The sequence below is a fragment of the Pseudomonas cistanchae genome (assembly GCF_054483635.1).
In genome coordinates this window covers 260483-282476 of sequence record NZ_JBTLWN010000007.1, presented here as the reverse complement: position 1 = coordinate 282476, position 21994 = coordinate 260483, and the positions used below count along the sequence as shown (strand labels likewise).

16 protein-coding genes are annotated in these 21994 nt (G+C 61.6%); 8 read left to right on the top strand and 8 right to left on the bottom strand.

The window, feature by feature from the left end; genetic code table 11:
* Window positions 1-23: 23 nt before the first annotated feature.
* From pgi to ACX0MV_RS19400, 8 genes are all read left to right on the top strand, one after another.
* A complete protein-coding gene (gene pgi, locus ACX0MV_RS19435) occupies window positions 24-1688 on the top strand; it encodes a glucose-6-phosphate isomerase (RefSeq protein WP_458984138.1) in 1665 nt (554 codons plus the stop codon).
* Window positions 1689-1808: 120 nt separating this feature from the next.
* Complete coding sequence (gene acs, locus ACX0MV_RS19430; RefSeq protein ID WP_458984137.1) at window positions 1809-3746, top strand: acetate--CoA ligase; 1938 nt, start codon at window positions 1809-1811, stop codon at window positions 3744-3746.
* 126 nt (window positions 3747-3872) lie between these two features.
* A complete protein-coding gene (locus ACX0MV_RS19425; protein ID WP_458984136.1) occupies window positions 3873-5054 on the top strand; it encodes an acetyl-CoA C-acetyltransferase in 1182 nt (393 codons plus the stop codon).
* A 178-nt stretch (window positions 5055-5232) separates the two neighbouring features.
* Entirely contained in the window at window positions 5233-6249 is a 1017-nt protein-coding gene (locus ACX0MV_RS19420; protein ID WP_458984135.1) for a class I SAM-dependent rRNA methyltransferase, read from the top strand.
* 114 nt (window positions 6250-6363) lie between these two features.
* Entirely contained in the window at window positions 6364-9336 is a 2973-nt protein-coding gene (locus tag ACX0MV_RS19415; protein WP_458984134.1) for a DUF748 domain-containing protein, read from the top strand.
* Between the two features lie 9 nt (window positions 9337-9345).
* Window positions 9346-9636: a DUF2845 domain-containing protein gene (locus ACX0MV_RS19410; RefSeq protein WP_458984133.1), complete on the top strand. Its 291-nt coding sequence runs from the start codon at window positions 9346-9348 to the stop codon at window positions 9634-9636.
* Window positions 9637-9674: 38 nt separating this feature from the next.
* The gene (locus ACX0MV_RS19405; RefSeq protein WP_458984132.1) at window positions 9675-9974 is read left to right on the top strand and encodes a DUF2845 domain-containing protein; all 300 of its coding nucleotides are present in this window, start codon (window positions 9675-9677) and stop codon (window positions 9972-9974) included.
* Window positions 9975-10032: 58 nt separating this feature from the next.
* Window positions 10033-11487 carry a rhomboid family intramembrane serine protease gene (locus ACX0MV_RS19400; protein WP_458984131.1) on the top strand — a complete coding sequence of 485 codons (1455 nt, stop codon included), beginning with the start codon at window positions 10033-10035 and terminating at the stop codon, window positions 11485-11487.
* Between the two features lie 116 nt (window positions 11488-11603).
* On the opposite strand, the gene ACX0MV_RS19395 is transcribed toward ACX0MV_RS19400, so the two are convergent.
* The 8 genes from ACX0MV_RS19395 to nusA form a co-directional block, all read right to left on the bottom strand.
* Window positions 11604-11990, bottom strand: a complete 387-nt coding sequence (locus ACX0MV_RS19395) for a BON domain-containing protein (RefSeq protein ID WP_458984130.1) — start codon at window positions 11988-11990, stop codon at window positions 11604-11606.
* A gap of 201 nt (window positions 11991-12191) precedes the next feature.
* Complete coding sequence (locus ACX0MV_RS19390) at window positions 12192-13607, bottom strand: tetratricopeptide repeat protein (RefSeq protein WP_458984129.1); 1416 nt, start codon at window positions 13605-13607, stop codon at window positions 12192-12194.
* Between the two features lie 160 nt (window positions 13608-13767).
* Entirely contained in the window at window positions 13768-15873 is a 2106-nt protein-coding gene (gene pnp, locus ACX0MV_RS19385) for a polyribonucleotide nucleotidyltransferase (protein ID WP_458984128.1), read from the bottom strand.
* 209 nt (window positions 15874-16082) lie between these two features.
* Window positions 16083-16352: a 30S ribosomal protein S15 gene (gene rpsO / locus ACX0MV_RS19380; protein ID WP_422602863.1), complete on the bottom strand. Its 270-nt coding sequence runs from the start codon at window positions 16350-16352 to the stop codon at window positions 16083-16085.
* Between the two features lie 155 nt (window positions 16353-16507).
* On the bottom strand, window positions 16508-17425 hold the full coding sequence (gene truB, locus ACX0MV_RS19375) for a tRNA pseudouridine(55) synthase TruB (RefSeq protein ID WP_458984127.1): 918 nt from the start codon (window positions 17423-17425) through the stop codon (window positions 16508-16510).
* Window positions 17426-17429: 4 nt separating this feature from the next.
* Entirely contained in the window at window positions 17430-17834 is a 405-nt protein-coding gene (rbfA, locus tag ACX0MV_RS19370) for a 30S ribosome-binding factor RbfA (protein ID WP_275961683.1), read from the bottom strand.
* A 108-nt stretch (window positions 17835-17942) separates the two neighbouring features.
* Window positions 17943-20444, bottom strand: a complete 2502-nt coding sequence (gene infB / locus ACX0MV_RS19365) for a translation initiation factor IF-2 (protein ID WP_458984126.1) — start codon at window positions 20442-20444, stop codon at window positions 17943-17945.
* A 26-nt stretch (window positions 20445-20470) separates the two neighbouring features.
* Window positions 20471-21952: a transcription termination factor NusA gene (nusA, locus tag ACX0MV_RS19360; RefSeq protein WP_458984125.1), complete on the bottom strand. Its 1482-nt coding sequence runs from the start codon at window positions 21950-21952 to the stop codon at window positions 20471-20473.
* Between the last annotated feature and the right edge of the window lie 42 nt (window positions 21953-21994).

The window sequence follows — 21994 nt, the reverse complement described above, 5'->3', positions numbered from 1 at the left end:
AACGCACAAGGAAGCAACTCTAGATGGCGTACTACCAGCACCCGCTCGACGTAACCGCGCTGCCCACCTGGCAAGCGCTTCAGGCCCACCGTGCCAGCATGCAGAACTTCAGCATGCGCGAGGCGTTCAATGCCGACGCCGAGCGCTTCGACAAGCTGTCGCTGAGCGGCTGCGGTCTGTTTCTCGACTACTCGAAGAACCTGATTACCCAGGAAACCTGCGACCTGCTGGTCAGCCTAGCGAAGGAAGCTGGCCTGGAGCAGGCGATTCGCGCGCTGTTCGACGGCGAGCTGGTCAACGCATCGGAAAGTCGTCCAGCCCTGCACACGGCGCTGCGACGCCCCCTGGGCGATCGACTGCTGGTGAGTGGCGTCAACGTGATGCCGGAAGTCCACCGCGTGCTCAACCAGATGACCGAACTGGTTGGCCGCATCCATGACGGGCTATGGCGCGGCTACACCGAAAAGCCGATCACCGACGTCGTCAATATCGGCATCGGCGGCTCCTTCCTCGGCCCGCAGCTGGTCTCCGAAGCGCTGCTGCCGTTCGCCCAGCGCGGTGTGCGCTGCCATTACCTGGCCAACATCGACGGCAGCGAATTCCACGAGCTGTCGGCCAAGCTGCGCGCCGAAACCACCTTGTTCATCGTCTCTTCTAAATCCTTCAGCACCCTGGAAACCCTCAAGAACGCCCAGGCGGCGCGCATCTGGTACCTCGCTCAAGGTGGCACCGAAGCGCAGCTGTATCGGCATTTCATTGCGGTATCGAGCAACCGCGAGGCGGCAGTCGCGTTCGGTATCCATGAAGAAAACATCTTCCCGATGTGGGACTGGGTCGGCGGGCGCTACTCGCTGTGGTCGGCGATTGGCTTGCCGATTGCCCTGGCCATCGGCATGTCCAACTTCAAGGAGCTGCTCTCCGGCGCCTACAGCATGGACCAGCACTTCCTCAACGCGCCCTTCGAAGAAAACATGCCGGTTCTGCTGGCGTTGCTGGGCATCTGGTACGGCAATTTCTGGGGTGCGCAGAGTCAGGCGATTCTGCCGTACGACCACTACCTGCGTAACATCACGAAGCACCTGCAGCAGCTGGACATGGAGTCCAACGGCAAAAGCGTGCTGCAGGACGGCAGCCCGGTGAACGCCGCTACCGGCCCGGTGATCTGGGGCGGCGTCGGTTGCAACGGCCAGCATGCCTACCATCAGTTGCTGCACCAGGGCACCCAGTTGATACCGGCCGATTTCATCGTGCCGGTGGTCAGCTACAACCCGGTCGCCGACCATCACCAATGGCTGTACGCCAACTGCCTGTCGCAAAGCCAGGCGCTGATGCTCGGCAAAACCCTGGCAGAAGCCAAGGCGGAGCTGCGCGCCAAGGGCCTTGCAGAGGACGAGATAGAGCGTCTGGCGCCGCACAAGGTGATTCCCGGCAACCGCCCGAGCAATACCCTGGTACTCGAACGCATCAGCCCCCGGCGTCTCGGCGCGCTGGTCGCACTGTATGAACACAAGGTGTTCGCCCAGAGCGCGATCTGGGGCATCAACGCATTCGATCAGTGGGGCGTCGAACTCGGCAAGGACCTCGGCAAAGGCGTCTACCAGCGCCTGACGGGCACCGAAGAGAAGTCGGCCGAAGACGGCTCGACCCAGGGCTTGATCGATTACTTCCGCGGCCGTCATCGCGGTTGAACATGGTCATGCGGCCTGGGCAATCCAGGCCGTTGCCAGGGGCGTTTCCCTTGAGTTGAAGCAGACGGGCGCCTGGGTGCTATCTTTGACGGCACTGCGGAACAACAAAAAGGCCCCGCCATGTTCGAAATCACTCGTCACCCGGTTACCGATGCCGTTCGCCAGCACGCCCACCTGAAGCAGGCCGATTACCAGCGTCTCTACCAACAATCCATTGCCCAGCCAGAGTCGTTCTGGGCAGAACAGGCCAAGCAGTTTCTCGACTGGCTCAAGCCCTGGGATGCGGTGTACAGCGGCGACCTGCAGTCCGGGCAGGCGAGCTGGTTTGCCGGTGGCCAGCTGAACGTCAGCCACAACTGCATTGACCGTCACCTGGCCGAGCGCGGCGAGCAGATCGCGATCATCTGGGAAGGCGACAACCCCGCCGAGTCGGCCAACATCACCTACAACAAGCTGCACAGCCATGTGTGCCGCCTGGCCAACGTGCTGAAGAGCCGCGGCGTGAAAAAGGGCGACCGGGTGTGCATCTACATGCCTATGATCCCCGAAGCCAGCTACGCGATGCTCGCCTGCGCGCGCATCGGCGCCGTGCATTCGGTGGTGTTCGGCGGCTTCTCGCCGGATGCGCTGCGCGACCGCATCCTGGATGCCGACTGCCGCACCGTGATCACCGCCGACGAGGGCGTGCGCGGCGGCAAGTATGTGCCGCTGAAGCAGAACGTCGACAAGGCGCTGCTCAGCTGCCCGGCGGTTTCCAGCGTGATAGTGGTCGAGCGCACTCAAGGCGAGGTCGACTGGGTTGAAGGCCGCGACATCTGGTATCACCACGCCTTGAAGCAGGCCTCCAGCGATTGCCCGGCCGAACCGATGGATGCCGAGGATCCACTGTTCATCCTCTACACCTCGGGTTCGACCGGCAAACCCAAAGGCGTGCTGCACAGCACCGGCGGTTACCTGCTGATGGCGGCCATGACCCACAAGTACGTGCTCGACTACCACGAGGGCGATATCTACTGGTGCACGGCCGACGTCGGCTGGGTCACTGGGCACAGCTATATCGTCTACGGCCCGTTGGCCAATGGCGCGACCACCCTGGTGTTCGAGGGCGTCCCGAACTACCCGGACGCCTCGCGCTTCTGGCAGGTGATCGACAAGCACCAGGTGAATATCTTCTATACCGCGCCAACCGCCCTGCGCGCCTTGATGCGCGAGGGCGAGGCGCCGCTCCAGAGCACCAGCCGCAACAGCCTGCGCCTGCTGGGCAGCGTCGGTGAACCGATCAACCCCGAAGCCTGGGAATGGTATTTCAACGTGGTCGGCGCGCGCCGCTGTCCGATTGTCGACACCTGGTGGCAGACCGAAACGGGCGCAATCATGATCAGCCCGCTGCCTGGCGTCACCGACCTCAAGCCCGGTTCGGCGACCATCCCGTTCTTTGGCGTGGCACCCGTGCTGTTGGATGAACAGGGCAAGGAAATCGACGGGGCAGGCGCGGGCGTGCTTGCCATCAAGGGCAGTTGGCCAAGCCAGATCCGCAGCGTCTATGGCGACCATCAGCGCATGGTCGACACCTATTTCAAACCCTACCCCGGCTACTACTTCACCGGCGACGGTGCGCGCCGCGACGAAGACGGTGACTACTGGATCACCGGTCGGGTCGACGATGTGATCAACGTATCCGGCCACCGCATCGGCACCGCCGAGGTGGAAAGCGCGCTGGTGCTGCACGATGCGGTGGCGGAAGCGGCCGTGGTCGGTTATCCCCACGACGTCAAAGGCCAGGGCATCTATGCCTACGTCACGCTCATGAACGGCGTCGAGGTGAGCGATGAACTGAAGAAGGAACTGCTCGCCCTGGTCGGCAAGGAAATCGGCAGTTTCGCCAAACCCGAGCTGATGCAATGGGCGCCGGGCCTACCGAAAACCCGCTCGGGCAAGATCATGCGGCGCATCCTGCGCAAGATCGCCTGCAATGAACTGGACAGCCTAGGCGATACCTCGACCCTGGCCGATCCGAGTGTCGTCGACAACCTGATCGACCAACGCCTGAACCGCTAAAACCTACCCCACGAACCAACGCGAGCCGGCTGACCGGCCGGTTCGCACGCTGGCCGTCAGCGGAGCCGGTATGCCAACATAGCGGCCTTTCGCGGCCCGCCGCGCTCGCTCGTGAGGATCGAACCCATGCAAGAAGTCGTCATCGTCGCCGCCACCCGCACCGCCATCGGCAGCTTCCAGGGCGCGCTGGCCAGCATTCCGGCGCCGGAGCTGGGCGCCGCCGTGATCCGCCGGCTGCTTGAGCAAACCGGCCTGAACGGCGCCGAAGTCGATGAAGTGATCCTTGGCCAGGTGCTCACCGCCGGCAGCGGCCAGAACCCGGCGCGCCAGGCGGCGATCCTCGCCGGTCTGCCCCATGCGGTGCCCGCGCTGACCCTGAACAAGGTCTGCGGTTCGGGCCTCAAAGCATTGCACCTGGGTGCTCAGGCGATCCGCTGCGGCGATGCCGAGGTGATCATCGCCGGCGGCATGGAGAACATGAGCCTGGCGCCTTACGTGATGCCGGCGGCGCGTGCCGGGTTGCGCATGGGCCACGCAAAGCTTGTCGACAGCATGATCACCGACGGCCTGTGGGATGCCTTCAACGACTACCATATGGGCATCACCGCCGAGAACCTGGTGGAAAAATACGGCATCAGCCGTGAAGACCAAGATGCGTTTGCCGCGGCGTCCCAGCAAAAGGCCGTAGCGGCCATCGAGAGCGGTCGCTTCGTCGATGAAATCACCCCGATCCTGATTCCCCAGCGCAAGGGCGACCCAATTGCCTTTGCCACCGATGAGCAGCCACGCGCCGGCACGACGGCCGAATCCCTCGCCAAGCTCAAGCCGGCCTTCAAGAAGGACGGCAGCGTTACCGCCGGCAATGCCTCCAGCCTCAACGACGGCGCTGCGGCCGTGCTGCTGATGAGCGCCGACAAGGCCAAGGCCCTCGGCCTGCCAGTGCTGGCGAAGATCGCCGGCTATGCCAATGCCGGCGTCGACCCGGCGATCATGGGTATCGGCCCGGTCTCGGCAACCAACCGCTGCCTGGAAAAAGCCCGATGGACGCTCGCCGACCTCGACCTCATCGAGGCCAACGAGGCCTTTGCCGCCCAGGCTCTTTCAGTCGGCAAAGAGCTGGGCTGGGACGCCAGCAAGGTCAACGTCAACGGTGGCGCCATCGCCCTGGGTCACCCGATTGGCGGCTCTGGCTGCCGCGTGCTGGTGACCCTGCTGCACGAGATGATCAAGCGCGACGCCAAGAAAGGCCTGGCGACGCTATGCATCGGCGGCGGACAGGGTGTGGCCCTCGCGATCGAACGCGCCTGACCGTGGGGTGGGTCGGTCTTTAACCGGCACACCGCGGAGGGACCATTGGTGGATGAACAAAGTGTCATCCACCCTACAACAGCTGCGCGGACCTCCCCTCACCCGCCACGACAAAACGCCGGCCAAGAGCCGGCGTTTTTCTTGGTAAACTGCGCGCCCTTTTATCGAGACGCCGCGCATGTCCTCTCTCGACCAGGCGCTGCGCGCCGCCCTTGATGCTCGTCAGCCGTTGCTGGCCGACCTGCACCAGCAGGGCACCGACTGCTACCGGCTGTTCCACGGCAGTCAGGAAGGCGCTGGCGGCCTGACCATCGACCGCTATGGCCCGCAGCTGCTGGTGCAGAGTTTTCATCAGCCGCTGAATCGCGACGAGCTGCTGCGCCTGGCCGAACAGTGCCAGGTCAGCCTCGGCACACCGCTTTCACTGGTCTACAACGACCGCTCCCAAGGCAATTCGCGAATCGACCGCAGCGACCCGATCTACCAGGCCGAAGCCGACGCGTTGCGCGACCAGGTGGGCCACGAATGGGGCCTTAATTACCGAGTGCGCGGCCGCCATCCCGGGCAGGATCCGCTGCTGTTTCTCGATCTGCGCAACGCCCGCGGCTGGGTCAAGCAGCACAGCACCGGCAAGTCGGTACTCAACCTGTTCGCCTACACCTGTGGCGTCGGTCTCAGCGCGGCAGCAGGCGGCGCACGCGAGGTGGTCAATCTGGATTTTGCCGAAGGCAACCTGGCGGTGGGCCGGGAAAACGGCGATCTGAACCCGCAGCTGGCGCCGATGCAGTTCATTCAGTCGGATTACTTCCCGGCAATTCGCCAGTTGGCCGGGCTGCCGATCAATGCGCGTCGCGGGCAGAAACTGCCGCACTACCCGCGCTTGTCGCCGCGCCAGTTCGACCTGGTGTTTCTCGACCCGCCGGCCTGGGCCAAGAGTGCGTTCGGCACCGTGGATCTGTTGCGTGATTACCAGAGCCTGCTCAAGCCGGCGATCCTCGCTACCGCCAGCGATGGCGTACTGATCTGCTGCAACAACCTGGCAAAGGTCGCGTTCGCCGACTGGCGTGACCAGGTGCTGCGCTGCGCGGAAAAGCTCGGTCGACCGGTACGCGATTGGCAGACACTGGCGCCGGCAGCGGACTTCCCTTCGCTGGACGCACAACCGCCGCTGAAAACGCTGATCCTGCAGTTCTAACGCAACACCGGCTCGCGAAAATTCCAGCGCGCAGGCACGCTTTAACTCCCGCCTCTTGAACTGCGGCCGCGTGCCATACTCAAACGCATTTCTCATCGGGACAGATGACGTTCTATGCAAAAGGGAATAAAACGCGCCGCGGCTGCAGTAGTAATTGCGCTCGGCCTCTACAGCCTCATGGGGTTTCTGGTGGTGCCGGGCATCGCTCTGCGCATCGCCAATCAGCAGTTAGCGATCTACAGCAACCAGCCCGCGCAATTGCAGCGTGTGCAACTCAACCCCTTCAGCCTGGAAGCAAGCCTCTGGGGCCTGCGCATCGGCGAAACGGGCCAGGAGCAGATCGCCTTCGAGCGGCTGTATGCCAACGTCCAGCTCGACAGCCTGTGGAGTGGCGTGCTGCACCTCGCAGCGGTGGAGCTCGACAAACCGCACACTGAGCTGCTGTTCGAAGCCGACGGCACGCTCAACCTGAATCAGCTGTTCAAGCTGCCCGGAGCTGGCGAGCAGCCTGCCCAACAAGCGCCCAGCGATCCATTCCCGCTGCGTATCGAGCGCATCGAACTGACTGGCGGCAACCTGCATTTCCAGGACCTGCGGCCAAGCGAACCCATCGAGTTTCTTTACGACGACCTGAGCTTCGAGCTGCACAACCTCAGCACCCTGCCCGATGACAACGCGCAAATGCAGCTGGTTGCCACCGGCCCCCAGGGTGGGCGGATCGACTGGACCGGCACCCTCAGCCTGGTACCCATCAGTTCGAAAGGCTCGCTGAAAATCAGCAACGGACCGATGACGACGTTCTGGCCCTATGTCCGCGATGCGCTGCCCCTGGTACTGAAAGAGGGCGTAGTCAGCGCCGCCACCGATTACGAGCTGAGCCTGGCCGACCGCACGCAATTGCTGCTGAACAACCTCCAGCTTCAGGTTGCCCCTCTGAACATCGAGAGCGTGGATGGCAGACCGCTGGTCAAACTGGCCAAGCTGGACGTCAGCGAAACCCGAGTGGACCTCGCCAACCAGCAGGTGCAGGTAGGCAAGCTGCGCAGTCAGCAACTGGAAACCTGGGTCGAGCGCGAAAGCGACGGGCAGTTGAACTGGCAGACGCTGTTTAGTGACGCCGCACAGCCCGCGCCTCCGAGTGAAGCTCCTGTCGCAGCGCCAACGGAGCCAGCCGGACAAACGCCAGCGCCGTCTCCCGACGCAGAAGCAGGCGACGCCGGCAAACCCTGGCAGGTGCTGCTGCGTGATGTGCAGTTGCGTGACTATAAGGTGCACGTGAGCGACCGGCAGCCAGAACAGGACGTCGCCATCGACGTGGGCCCGCTGGACCTCGACCTGCAGAACTTCGACAGCCTTGGCACCTCGCCTTTCAGCCTGCAACTCGACACCGGGGTCGGCAAGCAGGGCGAACTCGCGATCGATGGCGACGTGCAGCTCACCCCGACCAGCGCGCGTCTGAAGGTGGTCAGCCGCAATCTCGACCTGCGTGTCGCCCAGGCCTACCTCAGCCCCTACGTACGCCTGGAGCTGCGCAGCGGTCTGCTCGGCAGCGACCTGAACGTCGCGCTGACCAGCACCGAACCCTTGGCCTTCACTATTGCCGGTCAGGCACAGATCAATCAGCTGCACACCCTCGACACCATCAAGCAACGCGACTTTGTGCGCTGGCAGCAGCTCGACCTGCTGGGTCTGAACTACCAGAACGGCGACAGCCTCAGCATCGACAGCGTGCAGCTGAATCAGCCCTATGCGCGCTTCATCATCAACGAAGACCTGACCACCAACGCCAGCGATCTGGTAATTTCAGCGCCTGCAGCGGCTAAAGAAGCGCCAACCGATGCCGCAAACTCGACGACAGCTGAAGCGACTTCCGCCAGCAACCCCCTGGCCATCCGTATCGGTGAAGTGACCTTCAAGGAGGGTTCGGCGAACTTCGCCGACTTCAGCTTGACACCCAATTTCGCGACGGCGATCCAGCAACTCAACGGCCGCATTGGCACCCTCGACAGCCGCAGCGACAAGCCCGCCAGCATCGCCGTCGACGGCAAAATCGATCGTTATGCGCCGGTCAGCGTCAATGGCAGCTTGAACCCCTTCGATCCGCTGCAAAGCCTGGATATCACCGCCCAGTTCAAACAGGTGGAACTGACCACGTTGACTCCCTATTCCGGCAAGTTCGCCGGTTATCGCATCCGCAAGGGCCGGCTCAACCTCGACCTGCATTACCGTATCAGCCGGGGGAAGCTCACGGCCGAGAACAGCGTCGTGGTCGAGCAACTGCAACTTGGGGAAAAGGTCGACAGCCCCAGCGCCGTCGACTTGCCCATTCGCCTAGCGGTGGCACTGCTCAAGGACACCGACGGCAAGATCGCGATCAACCTACCGGTGCAGGGCGACCTCAACAACCCGCAGTTCAGCGTGATGCCGATTGTCTGGCAGACGCTGCGCAACCTGGTGTTGCGCGCGGCCCAGGCACCGTTCAAATTCATTGGCGGGCTGGTAGCCGGGGGCTCAGATTCCGACCTCAGCACCGTGCGTTTCGCGGCGGGCGAGAGCGAGCTTGACGACACGGCCAGGTCTTCGCTGGACACCCTGGCATCGGCGCTCAAGGAGCGCCCGGCGCTGCGCCTCGAGATAGAAGGTGCGAGCGCGCAAAGCAGCGATGGCCTGCCACTTGCCGAACAACGCCTGGAGCGCGAATTCCGCACCATCTACTACCGAATGCTGCAGCGCAGTGGCGACGAGGTGCCGTCCGAAGCCAGCGCCTTGCAGGTACCCGAGGACGAAAAAGCCGCGCTGCTGGAAGGCATTTACCGCGCGCGTCTGAAACAACAGCCGCCCGCCGAATGGCAGGACCTGGACGATGAGCAGCGCACCGCCAAAATGCGCGGGGCCGTGCTGCAGTCCTGGGCGCAAAGCAAGCTGCTGCAGCGTCAGCTTGCCCGAGAGCGGGCATCGGCGATCAAGGCGTATCTGGTCGACACGGGTGGTCTGGCAGCCGAGCGGCTGTACCTGCTCGACGTCAGCCTGGGCCAGGCCGAAGCCGATGGCAGCGTCGCAACACCACTACACCTGGACAGTGAATAGGAGTTGCCCATGCATAGAATTCTTGTGGCGCTGGCAGTCGCGCTGGCCGGCACCAGCGCAGCCCAGGGCGAAACCCTGCGCTGCGGCAGTCAGCTGGTAAGCATTGGCGACCGCGCCTTCGAGGTGCTGCAAAAGTGTGGCGATCCGGCGTATCGCGATGAGGTCGGCTATTCGCTGGGCGCGCACGAGCGTCGGGAATACAGGATCGAAGAGTGGGTATATGGGCCCGATAACGGCATGCTGAGTATCCTGACCTTCGAGGCCAATCGCCTGCGCCAGATCGAGCGCAAACGTAACTGACGGCCAGGTTCGCCTGCCCCACCCTTTTTGGAGCCCCCATGAAAGCCTTCTTAGCCGCCTTGCTGCTTTTACTGCCAGTTGCCGCCCAGGCGTCCTCGACACTGCGCTGCGGCAGCGAGCTGATCAGCCAGGACGACTCCACCAGCGAGGTTGCCAGCAAATGCGGCGAGCCCATTAGCCGGGATTTTCTCGGCTACAAGGAAGTGCTGGATGCCTATGGTTTCCGCAACGAGGTCGCGGTCGAGGAATGGACCTACGGCCCGCGCAACGGCATGTACCACTTCCTGCGTTTCGAAGGTAACCGCCTGTTAAAGATCGACAGCAAACGCGGCAACTGACAAACCGCGAGCCGGCTGTTAGCCTCGCCAGCTGCCTGTCGCCAAGGAACGGTTGCCGATGCTGATCATCCCCGCAGAACACCCGCTGGACTGGAAAAAACCGCCGGTCATCACGCTGCTGCTTATCGCCCTCAATGTGCTGATCTATTTCGCCTACCAAGGCGGCGACGGGGCGCGCGAAGCGCATGCAGTTGAGCTTTATCTGGACGGGGGTCTGCTCAATCGGGAGCGGGCGCTATTCATCCCCGCCTTCACCGAGCGCCACGCGCTGGACGCCGACGAGCAGCGTTACGTGAGCGCCATGCGCCGCACCGAACTGGCCAAGCTGGTGCTCTACGACCTGCAGTTCGAGAACAGCCTGCACCACAATCCGCTGTACCTGGCCGACCCCGCCTGGCAAAAGGCTCGCCAGCAGGCCGAGGCGGCGCGCGACCAGATCAGCTCCATGCGCTTTGGCTTCATCCCTGCCCGTTTCAGCCTTGAAGGTTTGTTCGGCGCGATGTTCCTGCACGGCGACTTCGGCCACCTGGCCGGCAATATGCTGTTCCTGTTCATCTTCGGTTTCGCCCTGGAGATTGCCCTCGGGCGCTGGGTCTACCTGGGCCTGTATTTGCTCAGCGGCGTTGCGTCGCACCTGCTGTGGTGGATCATGGAGCCGGTCTGGATAACCGGCGTAGGCGCCTCTGGCGCTATCTCCGGGTTGATGGGCATGTACCTTGGCGTCTACGGCCTGCGCCGGATCAATTTCTTTTACTGGCTGGGCCCGCTGTTCGGCTATTTCCGTGCGCCGGCGCTGTGGATTCTGCCGGTGTGGCTGGGCAAGGAGCTGTACGGCGTGCTGCTGGCGGATGACAACGTCAACTACTACGCGCACCTTGGCGGCCTGTTGGCCGGTTTCATCTGCGTCTGGCTACCGCGCCACGGGGGCGCCCTCAAGGTCGATGAGTCCTACCTGCACAAGGAGGACCCGGACGCCGTGTTCAAACGCGAACTCGCGGGCCTGGATCAGCTGATCGGCAGCTTTACCCTGGATCAGGCCGCCAGCCGGGGCCAGGAGATGCTCACACGCTACCCGGGCCGCCTGGCGTTGTTGCAGCGACTCTATCCCCTGGCGCTCAACCGGCAGGACAAAGGCCTTCTCCGCACCGTGCTGCAACAGCTGTTTAAGCTGCCAGAGCAACCGGAGACCCTTGCATTGCTGCAACGCCTGGCACAGGACAGCGGCAACCCGCTGTATGCCCTACTGCGCCATCCGGCGGTACAACTGCATCTGCTCCAGCGCCTGTTACGTGCTGCTCAAGCGCCTCTGGCCCTGAATGCCTGGCGCAGGTTGAGCCAGACTCAGCAGCGCCCCGCTACGCTGCCCACCCTGACGCTGCAGTTGGCCAAGCAACTGGGCAAACAGGGCGACTTCGGCGGCCTGGCGGAACTTGCCCAGTTTCTCGGCAAGGCTTATCCCGACGCCGAGCAGACCGCTCAGTTGAATCTCTATCGCCAGCACCTGCAGCGCTAAAACGCAAAAGCCCCGCAGGCATAACCTGCGGGGCTCTGATTGAATCTTCAACCCGATTCACCGATAAGCCTGGTGCTGATTCGGTGAGGCACTCCATTGCCTATGGTGACTGTCGATCAGTCGGCGGTTTTCAGGCCGTCGGCGGAGACAGAGGTCACACCCTCGATTTCCTTGGCTTTAGCTACTGCCAGGTCACGCTCAGCTTCGCTCGACACTACGCCGGACAAGGCAACGACACCTTTGTTGGTTTCAACTTCGATGGCCATGCCACTGAGGCTGTCATCGGCGAGGAAGGTCGATTTAACTTTGCTGGTGATCCAGGTATCGGATACGGCTTCGCCTGCTTTATCCATGGTGTTTTCTGCAGCGTCCATGGTGTCTTCTGCAGCCAGCATCAGCGGCTGAGGCGCTTGAGTGGCTTCGGCGAAGGCGGCGCTGGAAATGGACAGGCTCAGAGCGGTTGCAGTCATGGCAACGACAAATGCATTCATTGGATTTTTCATAGGTATCAACTCCTGTACGTCCTTAGACAATCTGCAGCCATTCCTCCGAGCTGCAGTCTCCCCATAACTATCGCAAGCGCTGTGCCAGCCTGACTTAATTAATAAGTTCTTATTTTTCAACGACTTAAAATACTAAAAGCGAAGCGGATTCGTGCAATCTGCAAGTTGGCCATATAGGGCCAGGGCAATTTGCACGAGTTTTCAGATCTGACTGGCAAGTTTTTTCAGTGTGGCCTGCAGGGCTGTCACTTCCGCAAGCAACGGCGACTGCGGGTAACGCGCCTGAATGTAGGCCAACAGCTTTTGCGCGGGCTCAACCTGCCCCAGACCCTCGGCAAAACCTCGCGCCGCCAGCAGATAAGCACGAGGTATGTCCGGATAAGCCGGAAAGCGCTGGTGCAGGTTACGCAACAGACTCAGCGCCTCGCGCGTTTTATGGCGGCGCAACAGTGCTTCGGCGATGCGCTCGCACACCCATGCATCGTCTGGCAGGTAATCGGCCTTGAGCTGCCGAGCATTGAGCAGCGCGGTGGCCGCCAGAGGCGGGTTCGCCCGCGCCGCCAATGGCAGGTAATGAGCCAGATGACGCAGGCAACGTTCGCGGTCATGCAGGCCATACAGCAATTGATGAAAACGCTCGTTCAACTTGAGGTCGTCGGGGTCGCGCTCGAGCGCGCTCGCCAGCGTCTCGAGGGCTTGTCCGCTCTGCCCATCCTTGACACGGATCTCGGCATGCGCCAGCGCACGGCGGCGCAGGAACTCGGCTGCCGGATAAGCCGCCTGCCCCTCTTCGTCGGCGATCACATAACCCAGATCGCCCTGATACTGGAAGACCGCGTACCCCATCATGGCGCACATCACCACGCCAAAGTAGGCGAACAGAAAGGCTGCGATGGGAATCAGCACCACACCCGGCAAGCCGCTCGACAGCATGTAGGTGACCCAGCTCGGCGACTGCCAGAGGATGAACAGGAACGCGCAGAGAATCAGGTAGCGCCAGCCCATGGCACTGATGACCTGGCCGACCTGATCGGGGCTGAGCGCCGCACTCAGCTCCTTATCCAGGGCCAGACGGATGATGCTGGCCGGTAACACCAGCAGGATGGCGATATTGACCGCCCAGTACAGCGCCTCACTGTCAAAGTCGATCGCCAGCCAAAGCGCGCAGAACGCCACCAGGAAAACCGCAAGCTGTTTGAAAAACAGGCTGAAGCCCTCGCCGCTGAAGGCGCTCAACAGCGTGGGAGCCTGCTTTTCCGCCTGGCAGCTGGCTTCGATCACGCTGTAGAAGTATTTGGTCGCAACGCTGAACAGGCCGATCCACAGCAGGATCGAGCGAGGCATGAACATACTGGCCAACGCCAGCAGGGCAGCAAATGCCAGAGGCCCGGTCTGCAGACCATAAGCGAAGAATTTAGGGATACGTTCCCAGAACGGCTGCGCGCTGTTCGCCGCGCCGAGAAAATTCAGTGAAGCATTGCATAACGGACAGCCCGGCGTTTCTTCCGGGGCGTCGGCATTCAGGGCGATGCAGCAGTCGCCAAAGCTGCGCTCGCAGGGCACGCATTGCCAAGTCGCGGGCTGCGCCGGGTGGTAGCGGCAGAGAGTCTTGTCCATAAGCGAGGGCCTTCCAGGAGCGTGCGGGGGCGAGCTGATCAGCTCGAACGGATTACAGAAAATGTTGCCCGCCAGGTCCTGGCGGGCGACGCGCTATTGTCCAGGCAAAAAAAGAGGGCCCGCAAGGGGCCCTCTTCTCAAGCGTGAAGCGCGTTGGCGATTAAGCGCCAGAGGCTTCAGCTGCGGCTACGTCCTTGATCGACAGCTTGATACGGCCGCGGTTGTCCACGTCCAGTACCAGTACCTTCACTTCCTGACCTTCCTTCAGAACGTCGGTGACCTTCTCGACCCGCTGATCGCTCAGCATGGAGATGTGCACCAGACCGTCCTTGCCCGGCAGGATGTTGACGAAGGCGCCGAAGTCGACGATGCGCTCGACCTTGCCGACGTAGATCTTGCCAATCTCGGCTTCCGCGGTGATGCCCAGGACACGCTGACGCGCAGCCTCGGCCGCTTCCTTGGTTTCGCCGAAAATCTTGATCGAACCGTCGTCTTCGATATCGATCGAGGCCTTGGTTTCTTCGCAGATGGCACGGATGGTCGCGCCACCTTTGCCGATCACGTCGCGAATCTTATCCTGGTCGATCTTCATCGCGATCATGGTCGGCGCGTTGGCCGACAGTTCGGTACGCGACTGAGCGATCACTTGGTTCATCTGGCCGAGGATGTTCAGGCGCGCTTCCAGGGCCTGGCCCAGGGCGATTTCCATGATTTCTTCGGTGATGCCCTGGATCTTGATGTCCATCTGCAACGCGGTCACGCCTTTAGCGGTACCGGCTACCTTGAAGTCCATGTCGCCGAGGTGGTCTTCGTCGCCGAGGATGTCGGTCAGTACGGCGAACTTCTCGCCTTCCTTGACCAGGCCCATGGCGATACCGGCTACCGGCGCCTTCATCGGTACACCGGCGTCCATCAGTGCCAGGGAAGCCCCGCAAACCGAAGCCATGGAGCTGGAACCGTTCGACTCGGTGATCTCCGATACCACACGAATGGTGTACGGGAACTCGTCGGCGCTCGGCAGCATGGCGGCAACGGAACGACGGGCCAGACGGCCGTGACCGATTTCGCGGCGACCGGTGGCGCCCATGCGACCACACTCACCGACCGAGTACGGCGGGAAGTTGTAGTGCAGCATGAAGGGGTCTTTCTTCTCGCCTTCGAGGGTGTCGAGCAGCTGCGCATCGCGTGCGGTGCCGAGGGTGGCAACCACTAGGGCCTGGGTTTCGCCGCGGGTGAACAGCGCCGAACCGTGGGTCTTGTCCAGCACGCCGACTTCGATGTTCAGACCGCGCACGGTGCGGGTGTCGCGGCCGTCGATACGCGGCTTGCCGTTGACGATGTTCTCGCGCACGGTGCGGTATTCGATTTCGCCGAACGCCTCTTTCACTTCGCCAGCAGAAGGCTGACCTTCCTCGCCGGAGAACTTGGCGACAACCTGGTCTTTCAGCTCGCCCAGACGCGCATAGCGGTCCTGCTTGATGGTGATGGTGTAAGCCTGGGAAATCGCTTCGCCGAACTCGCTACGGATGGCGGACAGCAGCGACGTGTTTTCCGCTTTCGGCTGCCAGTCCCAGGTTGGCTTGGCGGCTTCGGCAGCCAGCTCGGTAACGGCCTGGATCACGGCCTGGAATTCGTCATGGGCGAACAGTACGGCGCCCAGCATCTGGTCTTCGGTCAGCTCTTTGGCTTCCGACTCAACCATCAGCACGGCGTCTTTGGTGCCGGCTACGACCATGTCCAGGCTAGACGCCTTGAGCTGTTCATAAGTCGGGTTCAGCAGGTAGCCGGTTTCCGGGTGGAAGGCCACGCGCGCGGCGCCGATGGGGCCGTTGAACGGAATGCCGGAGATCGCCAGGGCAGCAGAGGTACCGATCATCGCAGCGATGTCCGGATCGGTCTTCTTGCTGGTGGAGATCACGGTGCAGATGACCTGCACTTCATTCTGGAAACCTTCTGGGAACAGCGGACGGATCGGACGGTCGATCAGGCGCGAGGTCAGGGTTTCTTTCTCGGAAGGACGCGCCTCACGCTTGAAGAAACCGCCGGGGATCTTGCCGGCTGCGTAGGTTTTTTCCTGGTAGTGCACGGACAGCGGGAAAAAGCCTTTGCTTGGGTCAGCGGTCTTGGCGCCGGTTACGGCGACCAGTACGGCGACGTCGTCGTCAACGGTGACCAGCACTGCGCCGGAGGCTTGACGGGCGATACGGCCTGTCTCGAGGGTAACGGTCGATTGACCGAACTGGAACTTCTTGATTACCGGGTTCACGGTGTCTTCCTTCTCTGTATTGCCTTTGGGGAAAGCGTTTCTTGCTCCGGCACTCACACAGGTGCTCAGGCCGGCTTCTGCAGAAATTGGTGGGCAGTGGCGGGTATCGAACCCGGACCTGTCCAAAACGCGTATGGCTGAAACGCAAAAGCTGGAAGCAGGGCAAACCCCACTTCCAGCTTCGGCAGTCAGCTACGCGTAAGCATTGCTTAGCGACGCAGACCCAGGCGACCGATCAGGGCGCTGTAACGACTGGCGTCCTTACCTTTCAAGTAATCCAGCAGCTTACGACGCTGGTTAACCATGCGGATCAGACCACGACGCGAGTGGTGATCTTTACCGTTGGCCTTGAAGTGACCTTGCAGCTTGTTGATGTTGGCGGACAGCAGTGCAACTTGCACTTCCGGGCTACCGGTGTCGCCTTCAGCTTGCTTGTAGTCGCTAACGATCTGGGCTTTTTCTTCAACGCTGAGTGCCATGTGGGCATCCTCTCAGTTAGGAAACTGCCGCAGCGCAACAGTTCCAATAGGCCGGGAATCGCTTCCCGTGTTTTTAAGTGAGGTATGACCGCGCCTATTAACAGCCACCCTCGGTATGGATGCCGAAAACCGAAGTTCCCAGCCACCCGCTACGGTCATGCAGACCGAATCAAACGACGTGGCGCAATGCGCCCGTCTTCGCTCACTTCACCGATACCGATAAAGCGGCCGTTGTTATCTTGCACCCGTACCATGCCGAACTTCGGCGCTTCTGGAGCGCGTATCGGCTGCCCTTGCAGCCAGTAGAACGAACTGTGCTCGGAGAACTGCAGCAGCGGCCAGTGTTGCAGACCGCTATCGACCGGTTGCAGGAACTGGTCGACCGCTTCGTTGCCACCTTCGCCATGCACCCGTTCCAGCTCTTCGAGCGTTACGGTGCGGCTCAGATCGAAGGGGCCGGCTTTGGTTCTGCGCAGCTCTGCAACATGTGCACCGCAACCCAGCAGCTGGCCGATGTCTTCGACCAGGGTGCGAATATAGGTGCCTTTGCTGCAATCGACCGCCAGACGCGCCTGCTCCGCCTCGCAGCCCAGTAATTCCAGGCGCGCAATAGTAACAGAACGCGGCTCGCGCTCCACTACTTCGCCAGCACGGGCCAGCTTGTAAAGCGGTTGCCCGTCACGCTTGAGCGCCGAGTACATCGGCGGTATCTGGCTTATTTCACCCCGGAAACCGGGCAGAACCGCTTCGATATCAGCGCGACCAACGGTCACCGGGCGACGCTCCAGTACTTCACCTTCGGCATCCGCGGTGGTGGTGGTGACACCCAGCTGCATCAGGGTCTCATAGCCTTTGTCAGCGTCCAGCAAGTACTGGGAGAACTTGGTCGCCTCACCAAAGCACAGCGGCAGAACGCCAGTGGCCAAGGGGTCGAGACTACCAGTATGCCCGGCCTTTTCGGCATTGAGTAACCAGCGCACCTTCTGCAGCGCCGCGTTGGAACTGAAGCCCTTGGGCTTATCCAGCAGGATGATGCCATCGACGGCACGACGAATACGTTTAACCTGGGCCACGCGCTTACTCCTTGGCCTCGGGTTCATCACCGTGCTGACGGTCTTCGCTGACTGCACGCTCGATCAGTGCCGACAGCTGGGCACCGCGAATCACGCTTTCGTCGTAGTGGAAACGCAGATTCGGCACACTGCGCAGCTTCATCGCCTTGCCCAACTGCATGCGCAGGAAACCGCTGGCATCGTTGAGCACCTTGATGCTCTGCACAACGGGATCAACGCCTTCTTCCGGCTCGCCACCCATGATGGTGACGAACACCTTGGCATGGCTGGAGTCGCGGCTGACTTCCACCGCAGTGATGGTCACCAGGCCGCCTAGACGCGGATCCTTGATTTCCAGGCGGATCAACTGCGCCAGTTCGCGCTGTATCTGGTCGCCGATGCGCTGAGCCCGGCTAAATTCTTTGGCCATTTCTACTACCTTCACTCGTCACGCTGCCCAAAAAGCAGCGGACCTAAAAGCGGCAAACGCCCGGCCGCGCAAAAGCGGGGCCGGGCGCTGCGTGTTGCGACTCGCGTCTTACAGGCTGCGAGCCACTTGGACTTTCTCGAACACTTCGATCTTGTCGCCGACCTTGACGTCGTTGTAGCTCTTCACGCCGATACCGCATTCCATGCCGGCACGCACCTCGGACATGTCGTCCTTGAAGCGGCGCAGGGATTCCAGTTCGCCTTCGAAGATCACCACGTCTTCGCGCAGGACGCGAATCGGACGGTTACGGTGCACGACACCTTCGACCACCATGCAACCGGCGACCGCGCCAAACTTCGGCGAACGGAACACGTCACGCACTTCGGCGATACCCAGGATGTTCTCGCGAACATCGCTGCCGAGCATGCCGGTGAGGGCTTTCTTGACGTCTTCGATGATGTCGTAGATCACGTTGTAATAACGCATATCCAGACCTTCCTGCTCGACGATCTTGCGCGCACCGGCATCGGCCCGCACGTTGAAGCCGAACAGTACAGCGTTGGAGGCCAGCGCCAGGTTGGCGTCAGACTCGGTGATACCACCGACACCGCCACCGACCACACGCACTTGCACTTCGTCGTTACCCAGGCCGCCAAGCGAACCCTGCAATGCTTCCAGCGAACCACGGACGTCGGATTTGAGGACGATGTTGAGCGTCTTCTTCTCTTCCTGGCCCATGTTCTCAAAGATGTTTTCCAGCTTGCCGGCGTGCGCACGGGCCAGTTTCACTTCGCGGAACTTGCCCTGACGGAACAAGGCGACTTCGCGGGCCTTCTTCTCGTCGGTCAGCACGCTCATCTCGTCACCCGCATCCGGGGTGCCGTCCAGGCCGAGAATCTCGACCGGGATCGACGGGCCAGCTTCTTTGATCGGCTTGCCATTCTCGTCGAGCATGGCGCGGATACGACCGAAGTTCGAGCCGACCAGAATCATGTCGCCTTGGCGCAGCGTGCCGTCCTGAACCAGAACGGTAGCAACCGGACCACGACCTTTGTCGAGGCGCGATTCGACCACCACACCACGACCAGGCGCGGATGGGGTCGCTTTCAGCTCGAGAACCTCGGCCTGCAGCAGTACCGCTTCCAGCAGATCGTCAACACCGGTACCCACTTTCGCGGAAACCGATACGAACGGCGTGTCACCACCCCACTCTTCGGACGTCACGCCATGAACGGACAACTCGCTGCGGATACGATCGAGATCGGCGCCGGGCTTGTCGATCTTGTTCACTGCTACCACCAGCGGAACACCGGCGGCCTTGGCATGCTGCACGGCTTCAACGGTCTGAGGCATCACGCCATCGTCCGCGGCGACCACCAGAATCACGATGTCAGTCGCCTGGGCACCACGGGCACGCATCGCGGTAAACGCCGCGTGGCCGGGGGTGTCGAGGAACGTAACCATGCCGCGGTCGGTTTCCACGTGGTACGCACCGATGTGCTGCGTGATACCACCGGCTTCGCCGGCAGCTACCTTGGCGCGACGGATGTAGTCGAGCAGCGAGGTCTTACCGTGGTCGACGTGACCCATTACGGTAACGACCGGCGCACGAGCGAAGCTCTCGCCCTCGAACTTCAGGGACTCGGCCAGTTGGTCTTCCAGGGCGTTGTCGCTGACCAGCTTGACCTTGTGGCCCAGCTCTTCGGCGATCAACTGGGCAGTTTCCTGATCCAGTACCTGGTTGATGGTCACCGGGGTGCCCATCTTGAACATGAACTTGATGACTTCGGCGGCTTTAACCGACATCTGCTGAGCCAGATCACCGACGGTGATGGTTTCGCCGATGGCAACATCACGCACTACGGGACCGGTCGGGCTCTGGAAGCCGTGCTGGTTACGCTTCTTCAATTTCGCCTTGCCACGGCCACCACGACGGAAACCGTCGCTTTCTTCATCGATGGTGCGCGGTGCAACACGCGGAGCAGGCGCCTTTTCCTTGACGGTTGGGCGGTGCTGGGTGGTCTTGCGATCGCCGCGACGATCCGCATCGTCGTTGCGGGTCTTGTCCGGACGACGCTGCTCATCTTTCTTGCGTTCGTCAGCCGCTGGTGGCGGCGCAACCATAGGCAACTCGACGGCTGCACTGGGTACGGCAACCGGAGCAGCAGGAGCCGAGTCGGCTGCAGAAGATGTGGCGGCTTGACGCTGCGCATCTTCCTTAGCTCGACGGGCTGCGTCCTCTTCAGCCTTCACGCGCTCGGCTTCGGCCGCTGCACGCTGCTCAGCCAGTTCACGCTGCTTTTCAGCTTCGATCTCTTCAGGGCTGCGCTTGACGAAGGTCTTTTTCTTGCGCACTTCCACACTGATGGTCTTGCTGCCTGCTACGCGCAGGGTGCTAGTGGTTTTACGCTGCAAGGTGATCTTGCGCGGTTCTTCCACTTTCACGCCGTGGCTGCTCTTGAGATGAGCAAGCAAAGCCTGCTTCTCGTTATCGGTGACAACTTGCTCGGCACTGCTGTGCGGCAAACCCGCCTCACGCATCTGCTGCAGCAGGCGCTCTACCGGTGTGTCGACCACTTGGGCCAGTTCTTTCACCGTGACTTGCGACATGCACTTCTCTCCTCAGGCCGTAAAACTTACTCGAACCAATGGGCTCGGGCGGCCATGATCAGCTTGCCGGCACGCTCTTGGTCGATGCCGTCGATGTCGAGCAGGTCGTCAATCGACTGCTCGGCTAGGTCTTCGCGGGTAACCACACCGCGCACTGCCAGTTCCTGCGCCAGGCCTTTTTCCATACCCTCGAGTGAGAGCAGGTCTTCGGCCGGGTGCGCATCCGCCAGTTTTTCTTCAGTAGCAATGGCTTTGGTCAGCAGGCGATCTTTCGCCCGTGCCCGCAGCTCATTGACGATTTCTTCATCGAAACCGTCGATGCTGAGCATCTCTTCCATAGGCACATAAGCGATCTCTTCCAGGCTGGTGAAACCTTCTTCAACCAGTACCTGAGCCAGCTCTTCGTCGACTTCCAGCTCGTCGATGAAGTTCTGCAGAATGTCGCCCGTTTCCGCCTGTTGCTTGGCCTGAATGTCCGCTTCGGTCATCACGTTCAAGGTCCAGCCAGTCAATTGACTGGCAAGCCGCACGTTCTGACCACCACGGCCAATGGCCTGCGCGAGGTTGTCTTCGCCAACTGCGATGTCCATGGCATGGGCATCCTCGTCGACAATGATTGCTGCAACTTCAGCCGGCGACATGGCGTTGATAACGAACTGCGCGGGATTGTCATCCCACAGCACGATATCCACACGCTCGCCTACCAGCTCGCCGGATACTGCCTGCACGCGCGAGCCGCGCATGCCGATGCATGCACCTTGCGGATCGATACGCTTGTCCTTGGAGCGCACGGCGATCTTGGCGCGCGAACCCGGATCACGGGCAGCGGCCATCACTTCGATCAGCTCTTCGGCAATTTCCGGCACTTCGATGCGGAACAGCTCGATTAGCATCTCTGGCGCAGTCCGCGAAAGGATCAATTGCGGACCGCGATTCTCGGTGCGGATTTCCTTGAGCAGTGCACGCAGGCGGGCACCCACTCGGAAAGTCTCGCGGGAGATGATGTCTTCGCGGGCCAACAGCGCTTCTGCGTTGTTGCCCAGGTCGACGATCACGCTGTCGCGGGTAACCTTCTTCACGGTACCGGAAATGATCTCGCCCAGACGCTCGCGATAGGCTTCCACTACCTGCGCGCGCTCCGCTTCACGGACCTTCTGCACGATCACTTGCTTGGCGGTTTGCGCCGCGATACGACCGAACTCGATGGAGTCGATCTTCTCTTCCAGCACGTCACCGACCTTGGCCTTGGCTTCAAGCGCCCGAGGCATATCAATAGTCACCTGATGTGCCGGATCGTCGAAATCGCTTTCCTCAACCACTGTCCAGCAGCGGAAGGTTTCATAGCTGCCGGTCTGACGATTGATCGTCACCCGCAACTCGACTTCGTCTTCAAACCGTTTTTTCGTCGCTGTCGCCAGAGCAAGCTCAAGCGCTTCGAAAATCACACCGGCCGGTACGCCTTTTTCATTGGATACCGACTCAACAACCAGCAGTACTTCTTTGCTCATCGTACGCCTCGCCTTTCGCAATCCATTGGATCCGCGGGATCC